General features: G+C 66.0%; 23 protein-coding genes. 17 read left to right on the plus strand and 6 right to left on the minus strand.

All coding sequences use genetic code 11. The annotated features are described in order from the left end of the window. Positions 1-19 precede the first annotated feature (19 nt). A complete protein-coding gene (locus M2390_RS11645; protein WP_259178898.1) occupies positions 20-505 on the plus strand; it encodes a hypothetical protein in 486 nt (161 codons plus the stop codon). Here M2390_RS11645 and M2390_RS11650 read toward each other — a convergent pair. Next, positions 502-1380, minus strand: coding sequence for a chitosanase (locus M2390_RS11650; RefSeq protein ID WP_310503983.1), 879 nt, complete (start codon positions 1378-1380; stop codon positions 502-504). The two genes, M2390_RS11645 and M2390_RS11650, sit on opposite strands and share 4 nt — an antisense overlap. A gap of 238 nt (positions 1381-1618) precedes the next feature. Here M2390_RS11650 and M2390_RS11655 point away from each other — a divergent pair, with 238 nt between their 5' ends. Then, entirely contained in the window at positions 1619-2101 is a 483-nt protein-coding gene (locus M2390_RS11655) for a GNAT family N-acetyltransferase (protein ID WP_121687785.1), read from the plus strand. Between the two features lie 78 nt (positions 2102-2179). Here the strand turns inward: M2390_RS11655 and M2390_RS11660 are convergent, their stop codons facing one another. Then, on the minus strand, positions 2180-2587 hold the full coding sequence (locus tag M2390_RS11660) for a DUF5997 family protein (protein WP_043321635.1): 408 nt from the start codon (positions 2585-2587) through the stop codon (positions 2180-2182). Positions 2588-2700: 113 nt separating this feature from the next. Between M2390_RS11660 and M2390_RS11665 the strand changes: the two genes are divergently transcribed. From M2390_RS11665 to rplI, 7 genes are all read left to right on the plus strand, one after another. Beyond that, a complete protein-coding gene (locus M2390_RS11665; RefSeq protein ID WP_259178902.1) occupies positions 2701-3546 on the plus strand; it encodes a LysR substrate-binding domain-containing protein in 846 nt (281 codons plus the stop codon). 54 nt (positions 3547-3600) lie between these two features. After that, the gene (locus M2390_RS11670) at positions 3601-5037 is read left to right on the plus strand and encodes a CCA tRNA nucleotidyltransferase (RefSeq protein WP_259178904.1); all 1437 of its coding nucleotides are present in this window, start codon (positions 3601-3603) and stop codon (positions 5035-5037) included. A gap of 311 nt (positions 5038-5348) precedes the next feature. Continuing rightward, complete coding sequence (locus M2390_RS11675; protein ID WP_259178907.1) at positions 5349-6695, plus strand: sugar ABC transporter substrate-binding protein; 1347 nt, start codon at positions 5349-5351, stop codon at positions 6693-6695. 230 nt (positions 6696-6925) lie between these two features. Further along, entirely contained in the window at positions 6926-7309 is a 384-nt protein-coding gene (rpsF, locus tag M2390_RS11680) for a 30S ribosomal protein S6 (RefSeq protein WP_030147614.1), read from the plus strand. A gap of 5 nt (positions 7310-7314) precedes the next feature. Continuing rightward, positions 7315-7839: a single-stranded DNA-binding protein gene (locus M2390_RS11685; RefSeq protein WP_121687780.1), complete on the plus strand. Its 525-nt coding sequence runs from the start codon at positions 7315-7317 to the stop codon at positions 7837-7839. Positions 7840-7889: 50 nt separating this feature from the next. Next, positions 7890-8150, plus strand: coding sequence for a 30S ribosomal protein S18 (gene rpsR, locus M2390_RS11690; protein WP_030147616.1), 261 nt, complete (start codon positions 7890-7892; stop codon positions 8148-8150). An 11-nt stretch (positions 8151-8161) separates the two neighbouring features. Then, positions 8162-8614: a 50S ribosomal protein L9 gene (gene rplI, locus M2390_RS11695; RefSeq protein ID WP_030147617.1), complete on the plus strand. Its 453-nt coding sequence runs from the start codon at positions 8162-8164 to the stop codon at positions 8612-8614. A gap of 91 nt (positions 8615-8705) precedes the next feature. Here rplI and M2390_RS11700 read toward each other — a convergent pair whose 3' ends face one another. Next, positions 8706-10070: a lipase family protein gene (locus tag M2390_RS11700; RefSeq protein WP_259178914.1), complete on the minus strand. Its 1365-nt coding sequence runs from the start codon at positions 10068-10070 to the stop codon at positions 8706-8708. Positions 10071-10602: 532 nt separating this feature from the next. On the opposite strand from M2390_RS11700, the gene dnaB reads away from it, so the two are divergent. The 4 genes from dnaB to M2390_RS11720 all read left to right on the plus strand — a co-directional run bounded on the left by dnaB (position 10603) and on the right by M2390_RS11720 (position 14801). Next, on the plus strand, positions 10603-11976 hold the full coding sequence (dnaB, locus tag M2390_RS11705) for a replicative DNA helicase (protein WP_030147619.1): 1374 nt from the start codon (positions 10603-10605) through the stop codon (positions 11974-11976). A gap of 189 nt (positions 11977-12165) precedes the next feature. After that, positions 12166-12840: a hypothetical protein gene (locus tag M2390_RS11710; RefSeq protein WP_259178917.1), complete on the plus strand. Its 675-nt coding sequence runs from the start codon at positions 12166-12168 to the stop codon at positions 12838-12840. Between the two features lie 3 nt (positions 12841-12843). Continuing rightward, complete coding sequence (locus tag M2390_RS11715) at positions 12844-13293, plus strand: hypothetical protein (protein WP_259178919.1); 450 nt, start codon at positions 12844-12846, stop codon at positions 13291-13293. Between the two features lie 164 nt (positions 13294-13457). Then, a complete protein-coding gene (locus M2390_RS11720; RefSeq protein ID WP_259178921.1) occupies positions 13458-14801 on the plus strand; it encodes a hypothetical protein in 1344 nt (447 codons plus the stop codon). 63 nt (positions 14802-14864) lie between these two features. Here the strand turns inward: M2390_RS11720 and purB are convergent, their stop codons facing one another. Genes purB through M2390_RS11735 form a run of 3 tightly spaced genes read right to left on the minus strand, consistent with a single transcriptional unit; the run spans position 14865 to position 17155 of the window. Beyond that, entirely contained in the window at positions 14865-16247 is a 1383-nt protein-coding gene (gene purB / locus M2390_RS11725) for an adenylosuccinate lyase (protein ID WP_030147623.1), read from the minus strand. After that, positions 16244-16750: a low molecular weight protein-tyrosine-phosphatase gene (locus tag M2390_RS11730; protein WP_255505726.1), complete on the minus strand. Its 507-nt coding sequence runs from the start codon at positions 16748-16750 to the stop codon at positions 16244-16246. The genes purB and M2390_RS11730 overlap by 4 nt, the downstream gene beginning before the upstream one ends. 9 nt (positions 16751-16759) lie before the next feature. Beyond that, entirely contained in the window at positions 16760-17155 is a 396-nt protein-coding gene (locus M2390_RS11735; RefSeq protein ID WP_030147625.1) for a phage holin family protein, read from the minus strand. Positions 17156-17257: 102 nt separating this feature from the next. Between M2390_RS11735 and M2390_RS11740 the strand changes: the two genes are divergently transcribed. Genes M2390_RS11740 through M2390_RS11755 form a run of 4 tightly spaced genes read left to right on the plus strand, consistent with a single transcriptional unit; the run spans position 17258 to position 21791 of the window. Continuing rightward, entirely contained in the window at positions 17258-18337 is a 1080-nt protein-coding gene (locus M2390_RS11740) for a histidinol-phosphate transaminase (RefSeq protein ID WP_259178926.1), read from the plus strand. Positions 18338-18349: 12 nt separating this feature from the next. Next, positions 18350-19486, plus strand: a complete 1137-nt coding sequence (locus M2390_RS11745; RefSeq protein WP_259178928.1) for a thiamine pyrophosphate-dependent dehydrogenase E1 component subunit alpha — start codon at positions 18350-18352, stop codon at positions 19484-19486. After that, on the plus strand, positions 19483-20466 hold the full coding sequence (locus tag M2390_RS11750) for an alpha-ketoacid dehydrogenase subunit beta (protein WP_259178929.1): 984 nt from the start codon (positions 19483-19485) through the stop codon (positions 20464-20466). The genes M2390_RS11745 and M2390_RS11750 overlap by 4 nt, the downstream gene beginning before the upstream one ends. Positions 20467-20477: 11 nt before the next feature. After that, positions 20478-21791 (plus strand): dihydrolipoamide acetyltransferase family protein, encoded by a 1314-nt coding sequence (locus tag M2390_RS11755; protein ID WP_259178931.1) that lies wholly within the window; start codon positions 20478-20480, stop codon positions 21789-21791. Positions 21792-22254: the final 463 nt, after the last annotated feature.

The raw sequence follows: 22254 nt of genomic DNA on the forward strand, positions 1-22254 counted from the left end.
GCGAGCAAGGGGGCACGAGGTGACGACAAAACAGACGGTGCTGGGGATGCTGGTCGGAGTAGGGGCGTCCCTGATCGTTGTTCCTGTGCTGGGGTTCCTGAGCTTTCACGAGCGTTCCCGCCGGGAGGGACTGGGTTTCTCCTGGGACCTGGGGAACATCTCCGTCGGCGAGCCGAGGCGAACCCTGCTTCCCGTGCTGGGCATTATTGTGTTCAGCGCCCTTCTGACGTGGATGCTGTTATGGGTATCCACTCGGGCGGGCACCATCGCCCGGGGTTGGCCGTTGGCCGCTGCGGGCGCGACCCTGCTGGTGATCGTCCTCCTGACAACGCTGATGGCACCGGCCCCGGACCCCGACACGCTTGAGCTTTCGAAATCGGGATTCCTGGCATATCTGCGGACCGGGGCGACCGGCTCGGTACCCGCGGTGTTGGGCACCGTCCTGTGTGTCCTGTCGGTGTTCGCATTCCGAGGCGGACAACTCGCCCCGGGGCGCAATCCCTAGTCGATCCGGTAGCGATCCCCGTAGGTGCGCCACTCCAGCGGCGTGGTTAGGTCAAAGTTGCCGGCCTTGAGGAATACCCGCTGCGCGGTGTCGATGCGTGAGGTGTCATCGTGAGCCTCCTCGGTTTTCATCGCCGCGACGCGGGCATCGAGGAACGCATTGAGATATGCCTTCTCATCGCCGCCCTGGGCGGGGGTCTTAGCCTTTTTCATCGCGGTCTTTCGGATGCCCTCGAGGCTCACCTCATCCCCCTCGGTGCCGTGCACCACGGCCGCGTCGTAGTAGGCAAACTGGCCCAGCGGGCGCAGGCCGTCGGACACCGCGAGGGACACCGCCGGGTCAAAATACTCCCGGTCCCGCTCGGCATCCTGGGCGGCACGGAACTTCGGATCATCGGCCGCATCGGTCCAGGCCTGCTCAAAATCCGGTCCGAGCCCGTCGTGAGAGTCGGTGCCGTTGACCTTCTCCAGCGCGGGAATGAACGCGGCCAGGGCATTGCCGGGGACCGTCCGGGTATAGGCGCGCACAACCTCCAGCAGATCGCCGGTGCCGGTGGTAAAACCGATGATCCCGGCGGTAAATCCACGACCATCCTCGATGTCCTCGATATAGCCGTACTGATCCTTCCAGTCCAGCGTGGAGTTCTCGGCACTGGAAACCAGCTGCATCGCGATGTCCTTGAGTCGGGGATCGTTCAGCGTCGCTTCCGGCGCCTTCTGCTCGGGGGCCACCGATTCCGAGGCGGATTCGATCGCCGGCTGAGGAATCTGGGGCAGCAGCGAACACCCCGCGGTGAGCGTCAGGATCGCGGCACCCAGAGCCGCCGCACCCACCCATCCGTATCGGTGGGAGGAGGGTCTCGCGGGAGTGAACATCAGCCATCCTTGGGAAGCGATTCAGCAGGGAATCTCAGACTACTCGCGGTCCGCGCCGCGCCGTGATGCAAAAACTCATAAAACGGATTTTTTGACGGGCCCCGAAGGCCCGCAGATCCCCGCCACGCCGCGGATTTCGGGGGTGTTCAGGGGTGCCCGAATCGGGTGTGGCACGCGAGTGATTGAGTGTTCATTTCACATTCACCGGAGTGTCACCGTCGGGGTGTGAAAATAAATCGTGAACTACGAGTTTGATTCCGATCCGTCGCGCCTGGACCTCGGCGCGATTTGGGAGTTTTTGTCTACCCAGGCACCCTGGCACCGGTGGCGTACCCGCGAGGACGTCGAGGCGCAGATTCGCGGCGCATGGCGCGTGGTGGGTGTGTATACCGAGCACGGCAACCAGATTGGTTTTGCCCGTGCCGTCTCCGATGGCATCAACGATGCCTACCTTGCCGATGTCTACGTTCTCCCCGAACATCGCGGCCATAATCTGGGCCGATTGCTCGTGGAGGAAATGATCGAAAACGGTCCCGGAAAAGACTTCCGCTGGACCCTGTTTACCTCCAGCGCCCACGGCCTGTATAGCAAGTTCGGGTTTGTCGAACCGACCCATACCTCGATGGTGCGCCCCGGTCGCCGGGCCGAACGCATCATGGAGGCCGTCCCGGACCTCATCCCCGCCGAATCCAACGTCCTGACGATGGAGCCCGCCGCCTAGCCCGCCTTTTACTCGGAACACACAGAGCGGCGCCCGGATCCAACTGGATCCGGGCGCCGCTCTGTGCGTCGTGGACGACTACTTCTGCTCTTCGGCTGCCCGCTCGGCGGCGAGGATCTTGCGACCCTCGTTGCGCTCGTTGGTGCGCTGGTTGACGGCGCGCACCTCGGCCTGGGTGGCACGCTCGGTGACCAGCCATGCCGGCGGGTTGGTCAGCAGCTCCTTGATTTCGGCGGTGGTCAGGGCGGCGTCGGCCATCCCGGCACGGGACAGGCCCGAGACCGAAACGCCCAGCTTGCGGGCCACCTCGGTCCGCGGGTGCGGACCGTTCAGGCGCAGCTCGGTCAGCCACTCCGGCGGGGTCTGCTGAAGCGCGAGGAAGGCCTCGCGGGTGATCGGCTCGGCTTGGAATGCCTCAGGCGTGGCCTGGAGGTAGATTCCGAGCTTCTTTGCCGCGGTCGCGGGTTTCATGTTCTGCTCGCTCATGCTCTTAGGGTAACCGTGATTGCGGGGTTGCAGAAATTTTCCGGGCGATCCCTGCCGTACTCTGGAGGTGGTGTCCCCGTCTTTGTGGGGGCACGCAGACCCAGGGAGGCACCGTGAGCGAGCACCAGAACCCGGAATCGATTTCGGAATCCACCGAACCGGCCGAGTCCGTCGAAACCGTTGCCACGGCCCCGGAGCCCACCGATGCACCGCCCGCCGACTTCCGTATCGCCTATGTATCCGGGGTCTCGCTGGGCAAGTGGGGCACTGCCTGGACCGAGCGCAACGCGCGCGTCCGCACCTCCTTCACCATGGGTGAGCGCGAGGATCAGCGCCGGGTACTCACCGAAAACCTGGCCGACGTGAGTTTTGTGCGTCTCCCCTTTGATCGCGGGGATGACCTGCACCTGATCAAGCTGTATGAGGAAACCCCGATGGTCGTGCTGCCCAAGGGGCACGAGCTGCTTGAGCGCGCCGATGTGGGCCTGGGCGAGCTGGCCGACCTGCACCTGATCCAGGATCCGAGCGAGGTGCCCGGCTGGGCCGAGGTCGGCACCGAGATGATCGAGGGCACCCGCCCGGACCTGCCCGCCCCCGAGCGGGTAGCGGATGCGATCGAGCTGGTTGCCGCGGGCATCGGATTTGTGATCCTGCCGCAGTCCCTCGCCCGCCTGCACGACCGTAAGGACGTCAAGCACCGCCGCGTGAGCGGGGTTGCCCCCACCGAGATCGGGATCGCCTGGCGCATCGACGAGGACGACGCGGTGCGCGCCGAACGCGTTGAGGACTTTGTGGGCATCGTCCGTGGACGCACCGCCAATAGCTCGCGGGGCCGGGCCGAACCCGAACCCGAAAAGCCCGCCAAGAAGAAGCCGGCGCAGCAGCAGAGCAAAAAGCCCGCACCGTTCCGCCCGCGTCAGCCGCGTAAGCCCGCAAGTAAGAAGCGCGGTCGCCGCTAGATCCCGCGGCCCCCGGTGCCGCGTGGTGTCGGGGTGCCTAGTAGAATTGCCCGCATGGTGAGAATGGCTGAAGCCCTCGAGCGGCTGGAAAAACTCGCCGCTTCCCCGATCGTGTCGACCCTGTCGCGCGCGTTTGCCGAGGCGGAGTATGAGCTGGCACTCGTGGGCGGTCCGGTCCGCGATGCGATCCTCGGTCGTACGGTCAACGACTTCGATTTCACCACCAACGCGCGTCCGGATGACATTCTGCGCATCGTGACCCCGATCTCCGACGCCCAGTGGGACATCGGCCGCGAGTTCGGGACCATCGGTGCCCGTATCCACGGCGAAACGATCGAGATCACCACCTACCGCGCCGACACCTACGACGGCGTGACCCGCAAGCCCGTGGTGGCCTTCGGGGACACCCTGACCGGCGACCTCAGCCGCCGCGACTTCACCGTCAACGCGATGGCGCTGCGCCTGCCGCAGGTCGCGCTGGAGGACCCCACCGGTGGGTTCCAGGACCTGGCCGATCGCACCCTGCGCACCCCGATCGAGCCCGCCGTGAGCTTCGGTGATGACCCGCTGCGGATGATGCGGGCCGCCCGATTCTCCTCCCAGCTGGACTTCACCGTGGACGAGGACGCCCGCGCCGCGATCACCGAGATGACCGCCTCGATCGAGAACATCTCCGCCGAGCGGGTCCAGGCCGAGCTGAGCAAGCTGCTGCTGACCGATAATCCGCGTCCGGGAATCGAGCTGCTGGTGGACACCGGCCTCGCGGACATCGTGCTGCCCGAGCTGCCCGCACTGCGCCTGGAAGCCGATGAGCACCACCACCATAAGGACGTTTACCAGCACTCGCTGACGGTGCTGGAACAGGCCATCAGCTACGAGCATGAGCGTCACCCGGAGGCCGAGCCCGACCTGGTGCTGCGCTGGGCGGCGCTGCTGCACGATATCGGCAAACCGGCCACCCGCAAGCTGGGGCCCGGCGGTACCGTGAGCTTCTACCACCACGATCTGGTGGGTTCCAAGCTCGCCAAGAAGCGCCTGGGGGCGCTGCGCTATGACACCGCGACGATCAAGGCCGTGGGTCGCCTGGTTGAGCTGCACATGCGCTTCTTCGGGTACACCGAGGCCGCCTGGGCGGACTCTGCCGTGCGCCGCTACGTGCGCGATGCCGGCGACCTGCTGGAGCGCCTGCACATGCTGACTCGCGCCGATGTGACCACCCGCAACCGCCGCAAGGCCGACCGGTTGGCCTTTGCCTATGACGACCTTGAGGCGCGCATCGCCGAGCTGGCCGAGCAGGAGGAGCTGGACGCCGTACGTCCGGACCTCGACGGCAACCAGATCCAGCAGATCCTGGGCATCGCCCCGGGCCGTGAGGTGGGCGAAGCATACCGCTGGCTGCTGGAGCTTCGCCTGGATGAGGGCCCGCTCGGGCCCGAGGTTGCCACCGAACGCCTGCGTGCGTGGTGGGCCGCACGCGATTCCGCGGAGTAGGGGCTCATCCGGGGTCGCCGACCGCCCCATTTCGAAATTGATTTTTGATCTCGATGGGGCGGCGCTGTCCCCCGGAATGGCGGGTTTTTTCGGGGTATCCGGGGTCGGGATCGTCGACGGTTTGGGGCGATGCTGCCTTGTCAATACCGCGGCAACGATGAAATAGTTAACGAAAGTGTCACGTTTTTCGTGATCGTGGTGACGAATCCAGGTGTTCGTCACCACTGTTTTTTATCCCCCTCGACGGTGGGACCTTCCCGGCCATGACCGGACCCACGTTCACCTGGAACGAACGAAGGACGTAAACCTCCATGATCCGAAAAAAGCTCTCCGCGGCCGCCATCATCGGTGCCGCCGCGCTGCTCCTCTCCGCCTGCTCGGGGACGAACGGCGCCTCCGACTCCGCCAGCGGGAGCGGCGAGGGTACCGAGCTGACCGTGCGCGTTTGGGACGAGGCCGTGGCCAAGTCCTACCGCCAGTCGTTTGACGCCTTCGAGAAGGAAAACTCGGACATCAAGGTCAACGTGAAGACGGTTGCCTGGAGCGACTACTGGACCACCCTGCGCAAGGACGTGGCCGCCAAGAGCGCCGACGATCTGTTCTGGATCAACGCCTCGAGCTACCCGGCCTATGTGGACAGCGGCAACCTGCTGGACATCGGTGCCACCCTGGGTGACGGGGCCAAGGGTGACTGGGAGCCCAGCGTGGTGGACCAGTACACCCGCTCGGGCAAGCTCTGGGGTGTCCCCCAGCTCTACGACGCCGGCATCGCCGTCTACTACAACGCCGATCTGCTGAGCGCGGCCGGGGTTGAGCCCAAGACCCTGAACGACCTCACCTGGGATCCCAACCCGGAAAAGGACACCTACCTGAAGACCGCCCAGGCACTCACCCGAGACGCCGCGGGTGTGGCCGCCGGTGCCGAGGGTTATGACGGTACCGCGGTGACCTACGGTACGAGCCTCAATAATGACGGCCAGGCCATCATCCTTCCGTTCATCGGTTCCAACGGGGGCGAGTTCCAGGATGGCGACGCCTTCACCTTCGCCAACCCGGCCTCGGCCGAGGCGATCAAGTATGTGGTTGACGCCATCAACACCTCGAAGGTGGCCCCGCCTGCCGCCGAGACCAGCGCCAACACCGATGTGGTGCGCGATCAGTTCATCGCGGGCAAGCTGGCCACCTTCCAGTCGGGGATCTACAACCTCAAGACCGTCTCCGAGCAGGCCGGGTTCAAGTGGGGCGTCGCGATGCTCCCCGCCGGCCCCGAGGGTCGCGTGTCGGTGACCAACGGCATCGCCGTGGCCGGTAACGCCAACGCCGATAAGAGCAAGCAGCCGGCGATCAAGAAGCTGCTGACCTGGCTGGGATCCGCCAAGGGCGCCGCCTTCATCGGTAGCGAGGGCACCCACGTGCCCGCCGTGGTGGACGCGCAGTCGAAGTTCTTTGACTACTGGAAGGGCAAGGACACCAACGTGGCTCCGTTCTTCGATGTGATCAAGGACGGCAAGACCATCCCGCCCTTCCACGGCGGAAAGTTCGTGGCAGCCCAGGAGGCCTACACCCCGCTCTTCAACGAGATTTTCGAGGGCAAGCTCGACGTCAAGGAGGGTCTGAAGAAGGCTCAGGACGCCGGAAACGTGGCCGTAAACGGCTAGTTCACCCGGATTCACCGCACCCCGCCCCCCTCTGGGAGGCGGGGTGTCGTGCTTTCCACAGGCCGGGCAACGCCGTGTAGTTGTCCACAGGGGCGACACGCGCGGTCAAAATCAAGTAGACTGAGCAAGTTGTCCATTTAAGCCCCATTCTGGGGCGAGGATCGGCAACGATGCAGAACCCTCCTGTCACAGAAATCCTGTGGCCGTTCGAGTCCGAAGGAGGTGGGTTAGTGACGCATCAGTATGAACTCATGGTTATTCTCGACCCGGAGATTGACGAGCGCACGGTTGCACCGAGCCTCGACAAGTTCCTGAACGTCATCCGCAACGATGGTGGAACCATCGAAAAGGTTGACATCTGGGGCCGTCGTCGTCTGGCGTACGAGATCAACAAGAAGGCCGAAGGCATCTACGCTGTCGTCGACTTCACCGCTACCGCTGCCGCGACCACTGAGCTGGACCGTCAGCTCAAGCTGTCCGAGGCCGTCATGCGCACCAAGGTGCTGCGTGCCGAGGAAGCAATCGCTCAGGTTGCCGTGGAAGCCGAGCGCGCAAGCGCCAAGGCCGCCCGTGCTGCCGCTAAGGCCCAGTCGGCCGAGGCGAAGGCCGAGTAGTTTCGATGGCCGGCGAAACGATCATTACCGTGGTGGGAAACCTCACCTCGGACCCGGAGCTGCGCTATACGCAGTCCGGGCTGGCGGTCGCCAACTTTACGATCGCATCGACCCCGCGTAACTTCGATCGTCAGTCGAACGAGTGGAAGGACGGCGAAGCGCTGTTCCTCCGCGCTTCGGTCTGGCGCGAGTTTGCCGAGCACGTCGCCGGATCGCTGAGCAAGGGAAGCCGTGTCATCGCGACCGGTCGCCTGAAGCAGCGTTCCTATGAGACGAAGGAAGGCGAAAAGCGCACCGCGATCGAGCTTGAAGTTGACGAGATCGGTCCGTCGCTGCGGTACGCAACCGCTCAGGTCAGCCGTGCACAGTCCTCCGGCGGTGGAGCTCGCTCCCCGCAGCAGGGTGCCGTATCGGATGAGCCCTGGGCCAGTGCCGCGCCGTCGTACAACAACGCGCCGTCGAACAACGCGTCCTCTGGAGCAGATGCCTGGAACACTCCCGGCACCTTCGGGGACGACACTCCCTTCTAAGAAATTTTCTTCGAGCCTTCGGCTCGAGGTAGCACACTAAGGAAATCATTATGGCTGGAAAGTCTGGCGGCCCTGGCCGCAAGCCTGCCCGCGGTAAGGGCGCAAAGGTCGTCGCTCCCGCGAAGGCTATCCGCGTCGGCGTCATCGATTACAAGGATGTCGCAACCCTGCGCAAGTTCATCTCCGAGCGTGGAAAGATCCGCGCCCGTCGCATCACCGGTGTTTCCGTCCAGGAGCAGCGCCTCATCGCACGTGCCGTCAAGAACGCACGTGAGATGGCTCTTCTCCCCTACGCCGGCTCCGGCCGCTAAGGAGTAAGCAAATGTCGAAGGTAATTCTGACCCACGAGGTCACCGGTCTCGGTGCCCCCGGGGACGTTATCGAGGTGAAGAACGGCTTTGCCCGTAACTACCTCGTGCCCAAGGGCTTTGCTGTTGTCTGGACTCGCGGTGGCGAGAAGCAGGTTGAGCAGATCAAGGCGGCTCGCGCCGCTCGTGCACTGCACAACCTCGAGGACGCTCAGGCGCTCAAGGCAAACCTGGAGCAGGGCAAGGTCAAGCTGACCGTCAAGGCCGGTCGCGAAGGCCGCCTGTTCGGTTCGGTGAAGACCGCTGACATCGCCGCCGCCGTTTCGGCTGCGGGCGCTGGCGAGATCGACAAGCGTAAGGTCGAGATCCCCAACGCGATCAAGGCAACCGGTGACCACAAGGTCCTGGTTCGTCTGCACGACGAGGTTAGCGCGACCATCACCCTTCAGGTGGTAGCCGCTAAGTAGTTGGTGCACCCCTCGGGGTGAATCGCTCACATAAACGGCCCCGGATCTTTTCGATCCGGGGCCGTTTTGTGTGCGTTGCCGGGGGTTTCGGCTAGCCACAGGTTGATGCGGCGGGCTTGTTTTTTACCAAACGATGCAGGAACCAGAGGGCGTCGGGGACCAGCGTGGCCGCGGCGACCCCGTGCCCCACCGCGGGGGCCTGCACGCTGGTGACCGATGCGCCGCGGGAACACCACTGCCGTACCAGGTCGGCGGACTGCGCGGCGGGAATGATGTCGTCGGTGGGACTCTGACCGATCAGCATCGGAAAGCCGGGTGTGCCCCGCCCGATTGCCTGCTCGTCGATCACCCGCGAATACTCGGGGACGCGTTCGATCAGTTCGGTCACCGACTCCCCGGTTGTGGTGAGCGAGCGCAGCGGTGTGGCACCGTAGCGCGAGCTGGTGGGACTCACACAGTTGTTCGCAGCCCAGGCCCGGGCCTCGCGTCCCGCCGCGTTGAGGTAGTTATCGGCGCTAATCCCGGCAAGATCACCGATCGAGGTCAGCGCAAACAGTAGCATGGTACCGGCGGGCTTGTCCTGAACGTAACCGGCCACCGCGCGCAAGTCCGCCGGCACACCGCCCGCATATCCCCCGATGATCGGTAGCTCCGGGGCGTAGCTTGCGGCGAGCTCGGCGGCGGATGCGCTGGCACCCCCACCCTGCGAGTAGCCGTAGAGCATCACCGGAGACGTAGCGCTGATCGAGGGGAGCCCGGTTTGCGGTGCGGCCCGGGCCGCGTCCAAGACCGCATTACCCTGGCTGACGCGGGCAAGATAGGTGGCGTCGAGGGCGGTGCCCATGCCCTCATAGTCGGTGACCACCACGGAGTATCCGGCGAGCAGCAGCGCGGTGACCTGGAAGGCCTCATACTCGGTGCCGCGCACAAACTGGCGTGAGGGGGCGCAGTCCGGTCCGAGACCCTGCGTGCCCGGGGCCAGGGAGACCAGGGGGCGTTCACCGGCACCCGAATAGGCCGTCCACGGGGTGAACACGGTACCGGTCACCACGGTCGGGGCACCGGAGCTTGAGGTGCTCGAATACATGACCAGTTCGGCCTGGGCGGGTACCGAAATGTTCTCGGTGATGAGCTTGGCATCAATCGGGCGGTGGCGAATGAGTGTGCCCGGGGTCGCGGGGATGGGATCGGGGAGGTCGTAGAACGTGCGGTCGATGCCGTTCGTGAGGCTCTGCGCGTCTAGCGGCGGAACTTCGTCGGAGTCGCCCGAGCTCGCGGGTACACCCGGTGCGACGAGTGCCGGGTCGCTGGCGGGTGCGGGTGCGGGTGCCGGTGCCGGAGGCGCGTCGGGTGGCGCGGAGGCATGGGCCCCGGTGGCCGGAACGAGCAGGGTTCCGGCTAGGAGGAGGGCGAGGGAGCCGGGGTACAGGGTGGCGCGTGAAACGGTGATCTTCATCGATCTCTCCGGTCGGTCGGGTTGTGATGTGGGAGGAGTAAACCAGGTCGTGGTGTGAAGAAAACGAATGTGCGGCGAATGCCACCCCGAGTGGGCACGCCGCCGCCGTCGCGGCAGGGGAATCGCGTAATCTACGGCGCCGCCGCGGCCACGGTCAAGTAGTTGTACACACTGAGGGTGTGTATGACGACAACATTCACCCGCCGGTGGAGAGAGTTTTCCTCACAGCCATGTGGAGAGATAAAAACCCAGGTCAAGCGCTCTTATTTGGTGAAACTTTTTTCTTATCCACAGGATCCCCCCACAGGTTGTGCACAATGTGGACGGAGTTTCCCGCAGATTCTCCACAAAGTTATCCACAAGTGCATTTGTGATTCTGTGGGGTGCTCCCGTAGCGTGGTCGAGGATCCCTCTCGCGGCCCGAATTCTCCGGCCGGTGCAGGGCTTCGGTGTCGGTGGTCCGTGGTGTGCTTATACCGCGCGACGATGGTCGACACGGCGGTTATCGCGCCTGGCGTGAAGGAGTAAATCGGTGTCTATTGCGGATCTTGGCCTGTCGGACCCGGGCCTGGGCGAAGGCTCGCGTGCTGAGCGTACCCCGCCCCACGATCTGCTTGCCGAGCAGTCGGCCCTGGGCGGCATGCTGCTGTCCAAGGACGCCGTTGCCGACGTGGTTGAGACCGTCCGCGGAACCGACTTCTACGTGCCCAAGCACGAGATCATTTACGATGCGATCCTGTCGCTCTACTCGCACGGTGAGCCGACCGATGTGATCGCCGTGACCGACGAGCTGATCAAGCAGGGTGAACTCTCTCGAGCCGGCGGTGCCGACTACCTGCACTCGCTCACCAGCCTGGTCCCCACCGCCGCGAACGCCGGCTACTACGCGAGCATCGTCGCCGAGCGGGCGCTGCTGCGCCGCCTGGTGGAGGCCGGGACCCGAATCGTCCAGATGGGGTACCAGGGGGAGGGCGAGGCGCTCGACCTGGTCAACAACGCCCAGGCCGAAATCTACGCGGTCAACGGCAACGTCGACACCGAAGACTATGTCCCCCTGACCGATGCCCTCGGTGCCGCGATCGACGAGATCGAGGCCGCCGCCGGCAAGGACGGCCAGATGACCGGTGTGCCCACCGGCTTTGTCGAGATGGACGAACTCACCAACGGCTTCCACCCCGGTCAGCTGATCCTGGTGGCCGCACGTCCGGCCCTGGGTAAGTCCACGCTCGCGCTCGACTTCGCCCGTGCCGCCTCGATCGGCAACAACATGCCCTCGATCTTCTTCTCCCTGGAAATGGGGCGCGCCGAGATCGCGATGCGTCTGATGGCCGCCGAGGCCTCGGTTCCGCTGCAGAACATGCGTAAGGGAACGGTGGACCAGCGCGACTGGACCAAGATCGCCGCGACCCGCGGCAAGATCAACGACGCCCCGCTCTACATCGACGACAGCCCCAACATGACCCTGGTCGAGATCCGCGCCAAGTGCCGCCGGCTCAAGCAGAAGGTGGGCCTCAAGCTCGTTGTGATCGACTACCTGCAGCTGATGACCTCGGGTAAGCGCGTGGAAAGCCGTCAGCAGGAGGTGTCGGAGTTCTCGCGATCGCTCAAGCTGATGGCCAAGGAGCTTCAGGTGCCGGTGATCGCGCTGTCGCAGCTGAACCGTGGACCCGAGCAGCGCGCGGACAAGAAGCCCGCAATCTCGGACCTGCGTGAGTCGGGCTCGCTTGAGCAGGACGCCGACATGGTCATCCTGCTGCACCGCGAAAGCGCCTATGACCGCGACAACCCGCGCGCGGGCGAGGCTGACCTCATCGTCGCCAAGCACCGTAACGGTCCCACCCGGGATGTGACCGTGGCGTTCCATGGGCATTTCTCCCGCTTCGCCGACCTCGCCCCCGGTTCCTAGGCGCGCCAGCCATCTTCGGGCACGCTCTGTCTTCGGGGTTCGCTGACCTCGCCCCGGGTTCCTAGGCACCTCAGCCAGTTTCGGGACCCGAATTTCGCGGGCGGAAGTGTACGTGCTCGCGGGCGGCGTTGCGCGCTGGCTGGCGTAGACTGGGTGGGATCGTATAAATCCTGGGAAAGAGGATAAGTCGTGGCCACGTCCGAAGCCGTTCACACCGGCGATACCCCGCCCGCGCTGCCCTCCGGGAGCTGGCTGCTGCCGCTCTCGCGTGCGGTAATTGCGGCCGTGGTGGCGCTGGTCATCACCTTCTCCAGCGACCACTCCCCGCAGCTCGGGCTCACGGCCTTTGCCGCGTACGCGCTGATCGAGGGGCTCATCCAGCTCATCTGGGGTGCCCGCAACGTGCCCGTTCGTTTCGGCCGCGGAGCGACCCGCGCACAGGGTGCGATCGGCGTGGTTGCCGGCATCGCTGCCCTGGTTATCCTGCTGACGGCCCCGGCCGCTCACCTGATCGGACTGCTCGGCCTGATCGCCGGATGGGCCCTGATCACCGGTGTGCTGGAGCTGGTCGGTGGGCTGCGTGCCCGCGGACGCCTGGGCATTGCCCGCGATTGGATCGCCGTGGGGGCGTTCACCCTGCTGCTGGCCGTTGCCGTGCTGCTGGTGCGTCCCGACTACGTTCACAACTTCGGTGGCGATGGCAAGACCCCTCCGGGAGTGCTGAACGCGTCGATCATGACCGTCGGCCTGTTTGGAGCGTATGCGGCCATCGTCGCTGCTTACCAGGCGATCGCCGCACTCTCCCTGAAATGGGCCCCGGCCGCCAAGGCGGTCCCCGCAGTTTCCGTCTCGAAAGGCGACTAGTACATGACCTCCCCCGCAGCCGACCAGGAGCCCGAAACCACTCCGGCGGCACCCGCCACCCCGGAATCGGCACCCGTCGCAGATGCTCAGCCCGTCGCGGATGCCCCGGTCGGCACCGAGCCCACCGCCGAGGCTTTGGCCGCGGAGACCGCCAACGCGTTTGATGCGGCCGCGCAGGTCGCTCCGGTCCCGCCGCGCAAGCCCACCCGTCGCGAGATTCTGCGTCCGGTCGAGCTGCTGGTGATCGCCCTGATCTTTGGTGGATTCACCGGCCTGATCGCGGCCTACGCCTCGCGGGAGCCGATGCTCGGCCTGATCCTCGGTGGTGTCGCCTTCATCGTTGGACTGATCGGTATCGCGATGTTCTCGCTGGCCATCAAGCCCGACGATTTTGAAGCCCGTGACATTCACGCGCAGGACACCGAGGGTGACCAGCGCCCCCGCGCCCACTAGGCATCAACCGCACACACCCTCGCCCGCGACCCGAACGCCGATTCGGATCGCGGGCGTCGTGGTTTCGAGCGGGAACCACGTCAGCACGGGCTTTGTGGGTTTGGGGGTGTGGCGCGTGAACGTGGGCATAGGCGCGCAGCTCTGCCCGCGCTACGCTTGCACCGATGAGTGAGAACGCAGCACCAGAATCCGCGGAGAACGCGACCCTGCACGCCCGCCTGGCCGGGCTGGAGGCCGAAAACGCGCGCCTGCGGGGATCTCGATCCGCCGGGCGACGTCTGCGCTGGATCGGTGCCGGTGTGCTGCTGGCGCTCGGGGCGCTGCTTGCCCCGGTCGCGATTGTGGCAAACTGGGCGGCCACTCAGACGGCCCAGACCGAGGTGTTTGTGGACACCTTCGAGCCGCTGCTGGCCGAACCCGAGGTGCGATCCCTGATCGCGAGCGAGGTCAGTCAGGCGATCATCGATGCCGCGGACGTCCCGTCCCTCGCGGCCAGCGCCTTTGAGGGGCTGGACGGACTGGGTGTTCCCGAGCGGGCTCGCACCGCGCTGAACGCGTTGCAGGGCGTCGCGGTGGCCGGGATGAACGGGCTGATCGAACGCACGGTGGACGAGCTGATCGCCTCCCCCGCCTTCACTCAGCTCACCACGGGTCTGCTCACCCACACGCATCGCGAGCTGGTGGCGGCGCTTTCGGGCACCGAAAATTCCCTGCTCACCCTCGGCAGCGATGGCAGTCTCGGCGTCCAGCTGGGCCCGATCATCGACGCGGTCAAGTCTCGGTTGCTGAGTGAGGGGGTGGGGATTGCCGCGGCGATCCCCACGGTGGATCGCACGCTGGTTCTGGTGCAGGCCGATGAGCTGGCCCGCCTGCGTCCCGGCTACGCCCTCCTCCAGGCCGCGGGTGCGTGGCTGGCACCGCTGGGGCTGCTCGCACTCCTCGGTGGCGTCCTGCTGGCACCCAGACGCCGTACCGCGGTGCTGTGGGGCGCGGGGCTGCTCGCCGGGGTCCTGCTGCTGGTGGTGCTGGCCCTGAGCATCGGCGTGAGCGTGCTGGCCCCGAGCCTCGGTGCGAGCCTGGGCTCGGTGCCGGTGGCCCAGCTGGTGCTGGAAACCGGGATCGGGTTTACTCGGGACCTGTCGATCACCGTCGCGATCATCGCGCTGCTGGTGGGGATCATCGCCTGGTGGACCGGCCCTTGGCGCACTCCCCGTACCCTGCGCGGTGCCAGCACCGCGCTGTTTGCCCGGGCTCGGTCCTTCGGAGATCGGCACGGCATCGGTACCGGCCGGTTTGGTCGCCGTTTGAGCCTGCTCGCGCCGACGATTCGGATTGTGCTGGCCCTGGGGGCCGCGGCGATCCTGATCTGGGGGCGTCCGCTTACCGTGGGCCTGGTGATCTGGACTCTCGTGGGTGGCCTGGTGGTGATCATCCTGCTGGAGCTGCTGCGCCGCCCGGCGGAGGTTGTACCCGCGGCCGAGCCCGAGCGGGCACCGCTGCCCGCATAGCCGCCCGCCCCGCAACACAAACGCGGCCCCGGGAATCCCCGAGGCCGCGTGCGTGGTTGCCGATTACGGCAGGAAGTCCACCAGCTCGGCCGACAGTCCCACGTAGGTCGCGGGGGTCAGCGCGAGCAGGCGGGCCTTGGCCTCATCGCCGATTTCCAGCTTCTCCACAAACGCGATCAGGTCAGCCTGACCGATGCGCTTGCCGCGGGTGAGCTCCTTGAGCAGCGCGTACGGGTCCTCGATCGAGGAGCGTCCGGCGGCCACCTCGGCGCGGATCACGGTCTGGATGGCCTCGCCCAGGATCTCCCAGTTGGCGTCGAGGTCGGCCAGCAGGGCCGCACGGTTCAGCGAAATCTCGCGCAGGCCGCGGGCCAGGTTGTCCAGGGCCAGCAGCGAGTGGCCGAAGCCCACGCCGATGTTGCGCTGGGCGCTGGAGTCGGTCAGGTCGCGCTGCATGCGCGAGGTCACCAGGGTCGCGGCGAGCGAGTCGAGGATCGCGCTGGAGAGCTCGAGGTTGGCCTCGGCGTTCTCGAAGCGGATCGGGTTGATCTTATGCGGCATGGTTGACGAGCCGGTGGCACCCGCCTGCGGGATCTGGGTGAAGTAGCCCATCGAGATGTAGGTCCAGATGTCGGTCGCCAGGTTGTGCAGCACGCGGTTGGCGTGGGACACCTTGCCGTACAGCTCGGCCTGCCAGTCGTGGGACTCGATCTGGGTGGTCAGCGGGTTCCAGGTGAGCCCCAGACCCTCGACGAACTCCTTCGACAGCGCGGGCCAGTTGGCCTCGGGCTCGGCCACCACGTGGGCGGAGAAGGTGCCGGTGGCACCGGAGAACTTGCCCAGGTACTCGGTCTGCTGGATCTGGGTGACGATCCGCTCCAGGCGCCAGGCGGTCACCGCGAGCTCGCGGCCCATGGTGCTCGGGGTGGCCGGCTGACCGTGGGTGTGCGAGAGCATCGCCGCATCGCGGTGCTCGTGGGCCAGCTCACGCAGGATGTCGATCACGCGACGCAGGCCGGGCAGCCAGACCTCCTGCACGGCGGCGGAGACGGTCAGCGCATAGGAGAGGTTATTGATGTCTTCGCTGGTGCAGGCGAAGTGGGTCAGCTCGGCAATGCTGTCGAGGCCCAGCTCGCTCAGGCGGTGACGCACCAGGTACTCCACGGCCTTCACATCGTGCCGGGTCACGGCCTCCTTCTCGGCCAGCCACTCGATGTCGGCCTGCGAGAACTCGGTGTACAGGGCGCGCAGCGCATCGATCTGCTCATCGCTCAGCGGCGAGGTCCCGAAGGCACCGCGACCGGTCAGCGCGATCAGCCATTCCACCTCAACCTGAACGCGGGCGCGGTTCAGGCCGGCCTCGCTGAGGTACTCGCCCAGACCGCTGACGGCGGCCTGATAGCGGCCATCGAGGGGGCTGAGGGGCTGGATGGGAAGTGAGGTCATCGAGAGGCTCCTGCTCGGATCGCGGGTTGTATTTGGCGAAAAAGTTGTTCGCACGCCTTCCTAATCATGACAAAAACCGCGTCAAACACCGCATCGTCCGCATAATAGGGGTCGGGAACATCGCGCAGATGGGCCTGCGCGCTATCAAAACTCAGCAGGAGCGCCACCTTATCGGCGTCCTCGGGGGTGGGGGCGCCGGCGCGCAGCACGCGTTCGTGGCTGCGATCCAGGGCCACCAGGAGGTCGAACTCGTCGTAGTGTTCGGGCTGAAACTTCTGGGCACGGTGGGCGCTGCCGTCGTAACCGTGCCGGGCGAGGGAGGCGATTGTGCGATGGTCGGCCTGCTCCCCCACGTGCCAGTCGCCGGTGCCGGTGGAGATGATCCGCAGCGAGGAGGCGAGTCCCGCCTCCTCGGCGAGTCCACGCAGGATGACCTCGGCCATCGGGGACCGGCAGATATTGCCGGAGCAGACGAAGTTAATCGCAAAGGGCTGCGCGGGCACGGGCACGGCCTAGCGTCGTCTTTGCTGGGGGCGCAGGATGGCGCCGATGATCGCGTTGATGATCGAGATCACGATGGCACCGAGGATGGCCCAGCCCAGATTCTCGACCCGCAGGCCGAATCCGAACCATTCGGTGACGGATGCGACGATCAGCAGCAGCACCCCGTTGATCACGAAGGAGATCAGGCCCAGGGTAATCACGTAGAGCGGAATCGCCACGATCTTCACGATGGTGCCCAGGATGCCGTTGACCACCGCAAAGATGAAGGCGACGATCAGATAGCTGAGCCCAATCTGCCACCACTGGTCATCCGAAAACGGGCGCACGGTGACGCCGCTCAGCAGCAGGGTGGTGAGCCAAATCGCAATCGCGTTGGTGATTAATCGCAGGAGAAAATTTCCCATATGCTCCACTATCGCAGTTCTTGCGGCGAGTCGCACTACATTCCAGCGCCGGTATCGGCGGATGAATAGACTTTGGTGGTGGATAACGTACAACGAACATCTGTGAAGCTGAGGCCGGAGATCCTGGCCTCGCCGGTTTACCGGCAGGGACGTCCCGCGAGCGACGACGCCTTCAAGCTTTCCAGCAACGAGAATCCCTTCGCCCCACTGCCCGCCGTGCTGGCCGCGGTGACGGCCGAGCTGGAAATCAACCGCTACCCCGACGCCACCGCCGCCTCACTGCGTGGCGCGCTGGCCGCACGCCTGGGTACCACCGCGGATGAGGTCATCATCGGATCGGGTTCGGTGGCGCTGCTGCAGCAGTTCATCCTGGCCGCCGCCGGTCCCGGCGACGAGGTCGCCTATGCTTGGCGCTCATTCGAGGCGTATCCGACCATGGTGACCGTGGCCGGTGCCACCTCCGTGCAGGTGCCCAACCGTGCCGACGGGGGCCACGATCTGGAGGCCCTGGCCGCCGCGATCACCCCGCGCACCCGCGTGGCAATCGTCTGTAGCCCCAATAACCCCACCGGCGTGACCGTGACCGCCGAGGAGTTTGCAACCTTCATGGACGCGGTCCCGAGCGACCTGCTGGTCCTGCTGGATGAGGCCTATGCCGAGTTTGTGCGCGACCCGGAGGCCGTGGACGGCCGTACCCTGGTCGGCCGCTACCCCAACCTGGTGATCCTGCGAACCTTCTCCAAGGCCTATGGCCTGGCGGGTCTGCGGGTGGGCTGGGCAACCGGGCCCGAGGCCATCCTGGATGCCGCCCGGGCGACCGCGATCCCGCTGGCCGTCACCGGTGTCGCTCAGGCTGCCGCCCACGCCTCCCTTCAGGCCGAGGCCGAGCTGCTGGAGCGGGTCGAGGCCATCGCCCGTCGTCGCGGCACCCTGATCGCCGCGCTGCGCGAGCAGGGCTGGAACATTCCCGCCAGCGAATCCAACTTCATCTGGCTCGCCCTGGGCGAGCACACCTTCGATGCGGCCGAGCGCTTCTTCGACGCGGGGCTGGTTACCCGGCCCTTCGCCGGAGACGGCGTGCGGATCAGCATCGGCGAGGAAGAATCCCTCGCACCCCTCCTCGCCCAGGCGGCGGAGATCCTATCCGACCTGCCCGCCGGCCACCCGGCCCGAGCAGCCTAACCGGAGAACATCATGACTCTTCACACCGAACAAGCCCCGGAGCCCGTACGGTTCCTGAGCGCCGACGGCACCTTCGCGCCGACCCCGGCCGCCGAACCCTTCCTGGCACGCCTGGACAGCCTGACCGATGCCCACCATGAGCGCTTCTACCGCGACATGGTCTCGGTGCGTGCCTTTGACCGCGAGGCTACCAACCTGCAGCGTCAGGGCGAGATGGCCCTGTTCCCGCCGAGCGAGGGCCAGGAGGGTGCGCAGGTGGGTTCGGCTCACGCCGCCCGTCCGCAGGACCACATCTTCCCCTCCTACCGTGAGCACGTCGTGGGCATGATCCGCGGGGTTGACCCGGTGAACATCCTCAGCCTGATGCGCGGGGTGACCCTGGGCGGATGGGATCCCACCGATCCCAAAAACGGCAACTTCCACCTCTACACGCTGGTGCTCGGCTCGCAGACCCTGCACGCCACCGGCTATGCGATGGGGCAGCTCTTTGACGGTGCCAGCGGCACCGGCAACGTGGACACCGACGAGGCCACGATCGTCTACTTCGGCGACGGTTCGACCTCCGAGGGCGATGTGAGCGAGGCCCTGGTCTTCGCCGCAAGCCACCAGACCCCGCAGGTCTTCTTCCTGCAGAACAACCAGTGGGCCATCTCGGTTCCGGTTTCGGTGCAGTCGCGCACCCCGCTGTACCTGCGCGGCGCGGGCTTTGGCCTGCCCAGCGTGCAGATCGATGGCAACGACGTGCTGGCCAGCTACGCGGTCACCTCGCAGTTCCTGGATGAGGCTCGCGTGGGCCAGGGGCCGCGCTTCATCGAGGCGATGACCTACCGGATGGGCGCGCACACCACGAGTGATGACCCCACCAAGTACCGCACCAATGAGGAGCGCGCCGAGTGGGGGCAGCGTGACCCGATCGTCCGCTTTGAGGCGTACCTGCGGGCTCGGGGAGCATCCGAGTCGCTGTTCACCAGCGCCGCCGAGGAGGCCAAGGACCTGTGCGCCGACGTGCGCGCCCGCACCCTGGCCCTGGAAGCCCCCGACTTCCCCACCATGTTTGAACACGTGTACTCCGAGGAGCACCCCCGCATGCGGGAGCAGTCGGACTGGCTGAACCGGTATGAGGCATCGATGACGGAGGAGAACCGATGAGCGAAATCGTGAACATGCCGATGGCCAAGGCGCTTAACGCCGGGCTGCGTGCAGCGCTCGCCGCGGATGAGAAGGTCCTGCTGATGGGCGAGGACATCGGCCCGCTGGGTGGCGTCTTCCGGATCACCGAGGGCCTGCAGGCCGAGTTCGGACCGCGCCGGGTGCAGGACACCCCGCTGGCCGAATCCGGCATCGTGGGCACCGCGATCGGCCTGGCCATGCGCGGGTACCGTCCGGTGTGCGAGATCCAGTTCGACGGGTTCATCTACCCGGCCTTTGACCAGATCGTGTCCCAGCTGGCCAAGCAGACCAACCGTCACGGCGGCACCCTGTCGATGCCCGTGGTGATCCGGGTGCCCTACGGCGGGCACATCGGTGCCGTCGAGCACCACCAGGAGAGCCCCGAGGCCTACTTCGCGCACACCGCGGGTCTGCGCGTGGTGAGCCCCTCAACCCCGAACGACGCGTACTGGATGATCCAGGAAGCGATCCAGAGCAACGACCCGGTGCTGTTCTTCGAGCCCAAGAGCCGATACTGGCCCAAGGGCGAGGTGAACCTGACCGAGTCTCAGCTGGGACTGCACCAGAGCCGCGTGGCCCGCGAGGGCACCGACGTGACCCTGATCGGCCACGGTGCCATGGTGTCCACGCTGCTGCAGGCCGCCGAGGTGGCCGCGGGTGAGGGCATCAGCGCCGAGGTGGTGGACCTGCGTTCGATCTCCCCGATCGACTACGGCCCGCTGCTGGATAGCGCCCGTAAGACCGGCCGCGTGGTGGTGGCTCAGGAGGCCCCGGAGAACGCCTCGGTGGGGTCGGAGATCGCCGCGACCCTGGCCGAGAAGGCGTTCTACTCGCTGGAAGCACCCGTGCTGCGGGTGTCGGGGTTTGACACCCCGTTCCCGGCTGCGAAACTTGAAGGAATGTACCTGCCCGACGCCGACCGCGTACTCGACGCGGTGGACCGGGCCCTGGCGTACTAGAAGGAGACGAGATGAGCGAGCAGAGCTTTCCCCTGCCGGACGTAGGCGAGGGCCTCACCGAGGCCGAGATCGTCTCCTGGAAGGTGGCCCCGGGCGACCGGGTTGAGATCAACGACACCCTGGTGGAGATCGAGACGGCCAAGTCCCTGGTTGAGCTGCCGTCCCCGTTTGCGGGCACCGTCAGCGAGATCCTGGTGGCCGAGGGCACCACGGTGGATGTCGGGACCCCGATTGTCACGGTGAACGACGGTTCCGCCGCCGCGCCGGTGGCCGCCCCCGCCCCGGATGCCGCGGTGGTCGAGGCCGCCGCCGACACCCAGTCCACGATTGCCGCCGAGCCCGAAGGGTCGGGGTCGGTGCTGGTGGGGTACGGATCGGCCGGATCGGTGACCTCGCGTCGCCGCGGTCGCCCGACCCCCGCCGCTGCCCCGGTGCCGCCGCCGAGCGTGCCCGCGGCCTCGGCCAGTCCGATCATCGCCAAGCCGCCGATCCGCAAGCTGGCCAAGGACCTGGGCGTGGACCTGTCCGCGGTTCAGGGCACCGGCCTGGTGGGCGAGATCACCCGCGATGACGTGGTGCGTTCGGCCGGTCAGGCCAGCGTGTTCCGCAACATCGAGACCCCCGCCTGGGCACCCGAGCGCGAGGAGCGCATCCCGGTTAAGGGCATGCGTAAGGCCATCGCGCAGGCGATGGTGCAGAGTGCGTTCACCGCACCGCACGTGAGCGTGTTTGTGGACGTGGATGCGACCCGCACGATGGAGTTTGTGAAGCGCCTCAAGGCCTCCCCCGACTTCGCCGGCGTCAAGGTGTCTCCGCTGCTGATCATGGCCCGCGCGATCATCTGGGCCGTGCGTCGTAACCCCACGGTGAACGCGACCTGGACCGAGAACGAGATCATCGTGCGCCACTACGTGAACCTCGGCATCGCCGCGGCCACCCCGCGCGGCCTGATCGTCCCCAACGTCAAGGAGGCTCAGGGCATGTCACTGCTCGAGCTGGCCAAGTCGCTCGAGCAGCTCACGCTGACCGCTCGGGACGGCAAGACCACCCCGGCGGACATGCAGGATGGCACGATCACGATCACCAACATCGGTGTGTTTGGGATGGACACCGGCACCCCGATCCTGAACCCCGGCGAGGTCGGAATCGTGGCGCTCGGCACGATCAAGCAGAAGCCCTGGGTCGTGGATGGTGAGGTGCGTCCGCGCTTCGTCACGACGATCGGTGGATCCTTTGATCACCGCGTCGTGGACGGCGATGTGGTCTCCCGCTTCATCGCCGATGTGGCCTCCATTATCGAGGAGCCCGCACTGCTGCTCGACTAGCGTTTTTTGCCCCACTCGCCCCCGGGTTGTCTCAGAGACAACATGCCCGGGGGTGAGTGCGTTTGTCCGGGTTTGCATGTACGTGATGTAACGTTCCGGTAACGCCTCGATAATTCGGTCTTGACCAGCTTTTTACCGCGACTCGGGTCGCGGTATTTTTGCGCCCTGGGTGCGATCTCAAGGTTCTCGATTGGCAACTCGCCCCCGAACCTTGTTAGCGTGGTTGATGGACAAAGGTCCGCAACGAGCCCGCGGCCGGACGTTATTTTCAGTGGAAATGACACCCGGGCGTATGGTCAGTCACGCCGGCGGCGATCCCATGATCGCCCCGGGCATGCCACCCTTCGCCACCCGATTACCACCGATGTTCGGGAAGGCTTGAGTACGGGGGTATGCCGGGCGCGGAAGACCCGGACGTAAGAGCGAGTGTCACCCGGCCGCTGGCGGAAACGTCGCCCGGATG

Source organism: Mycetocola sp. BIGb0189, from assembly GCF_024810155.1.
GTDB lineage: Bacteria > Actinomycetota > Actinomycetes > Actinomycetales > Microbacteriaceae > Mycetocola > Mycetocola lacteus.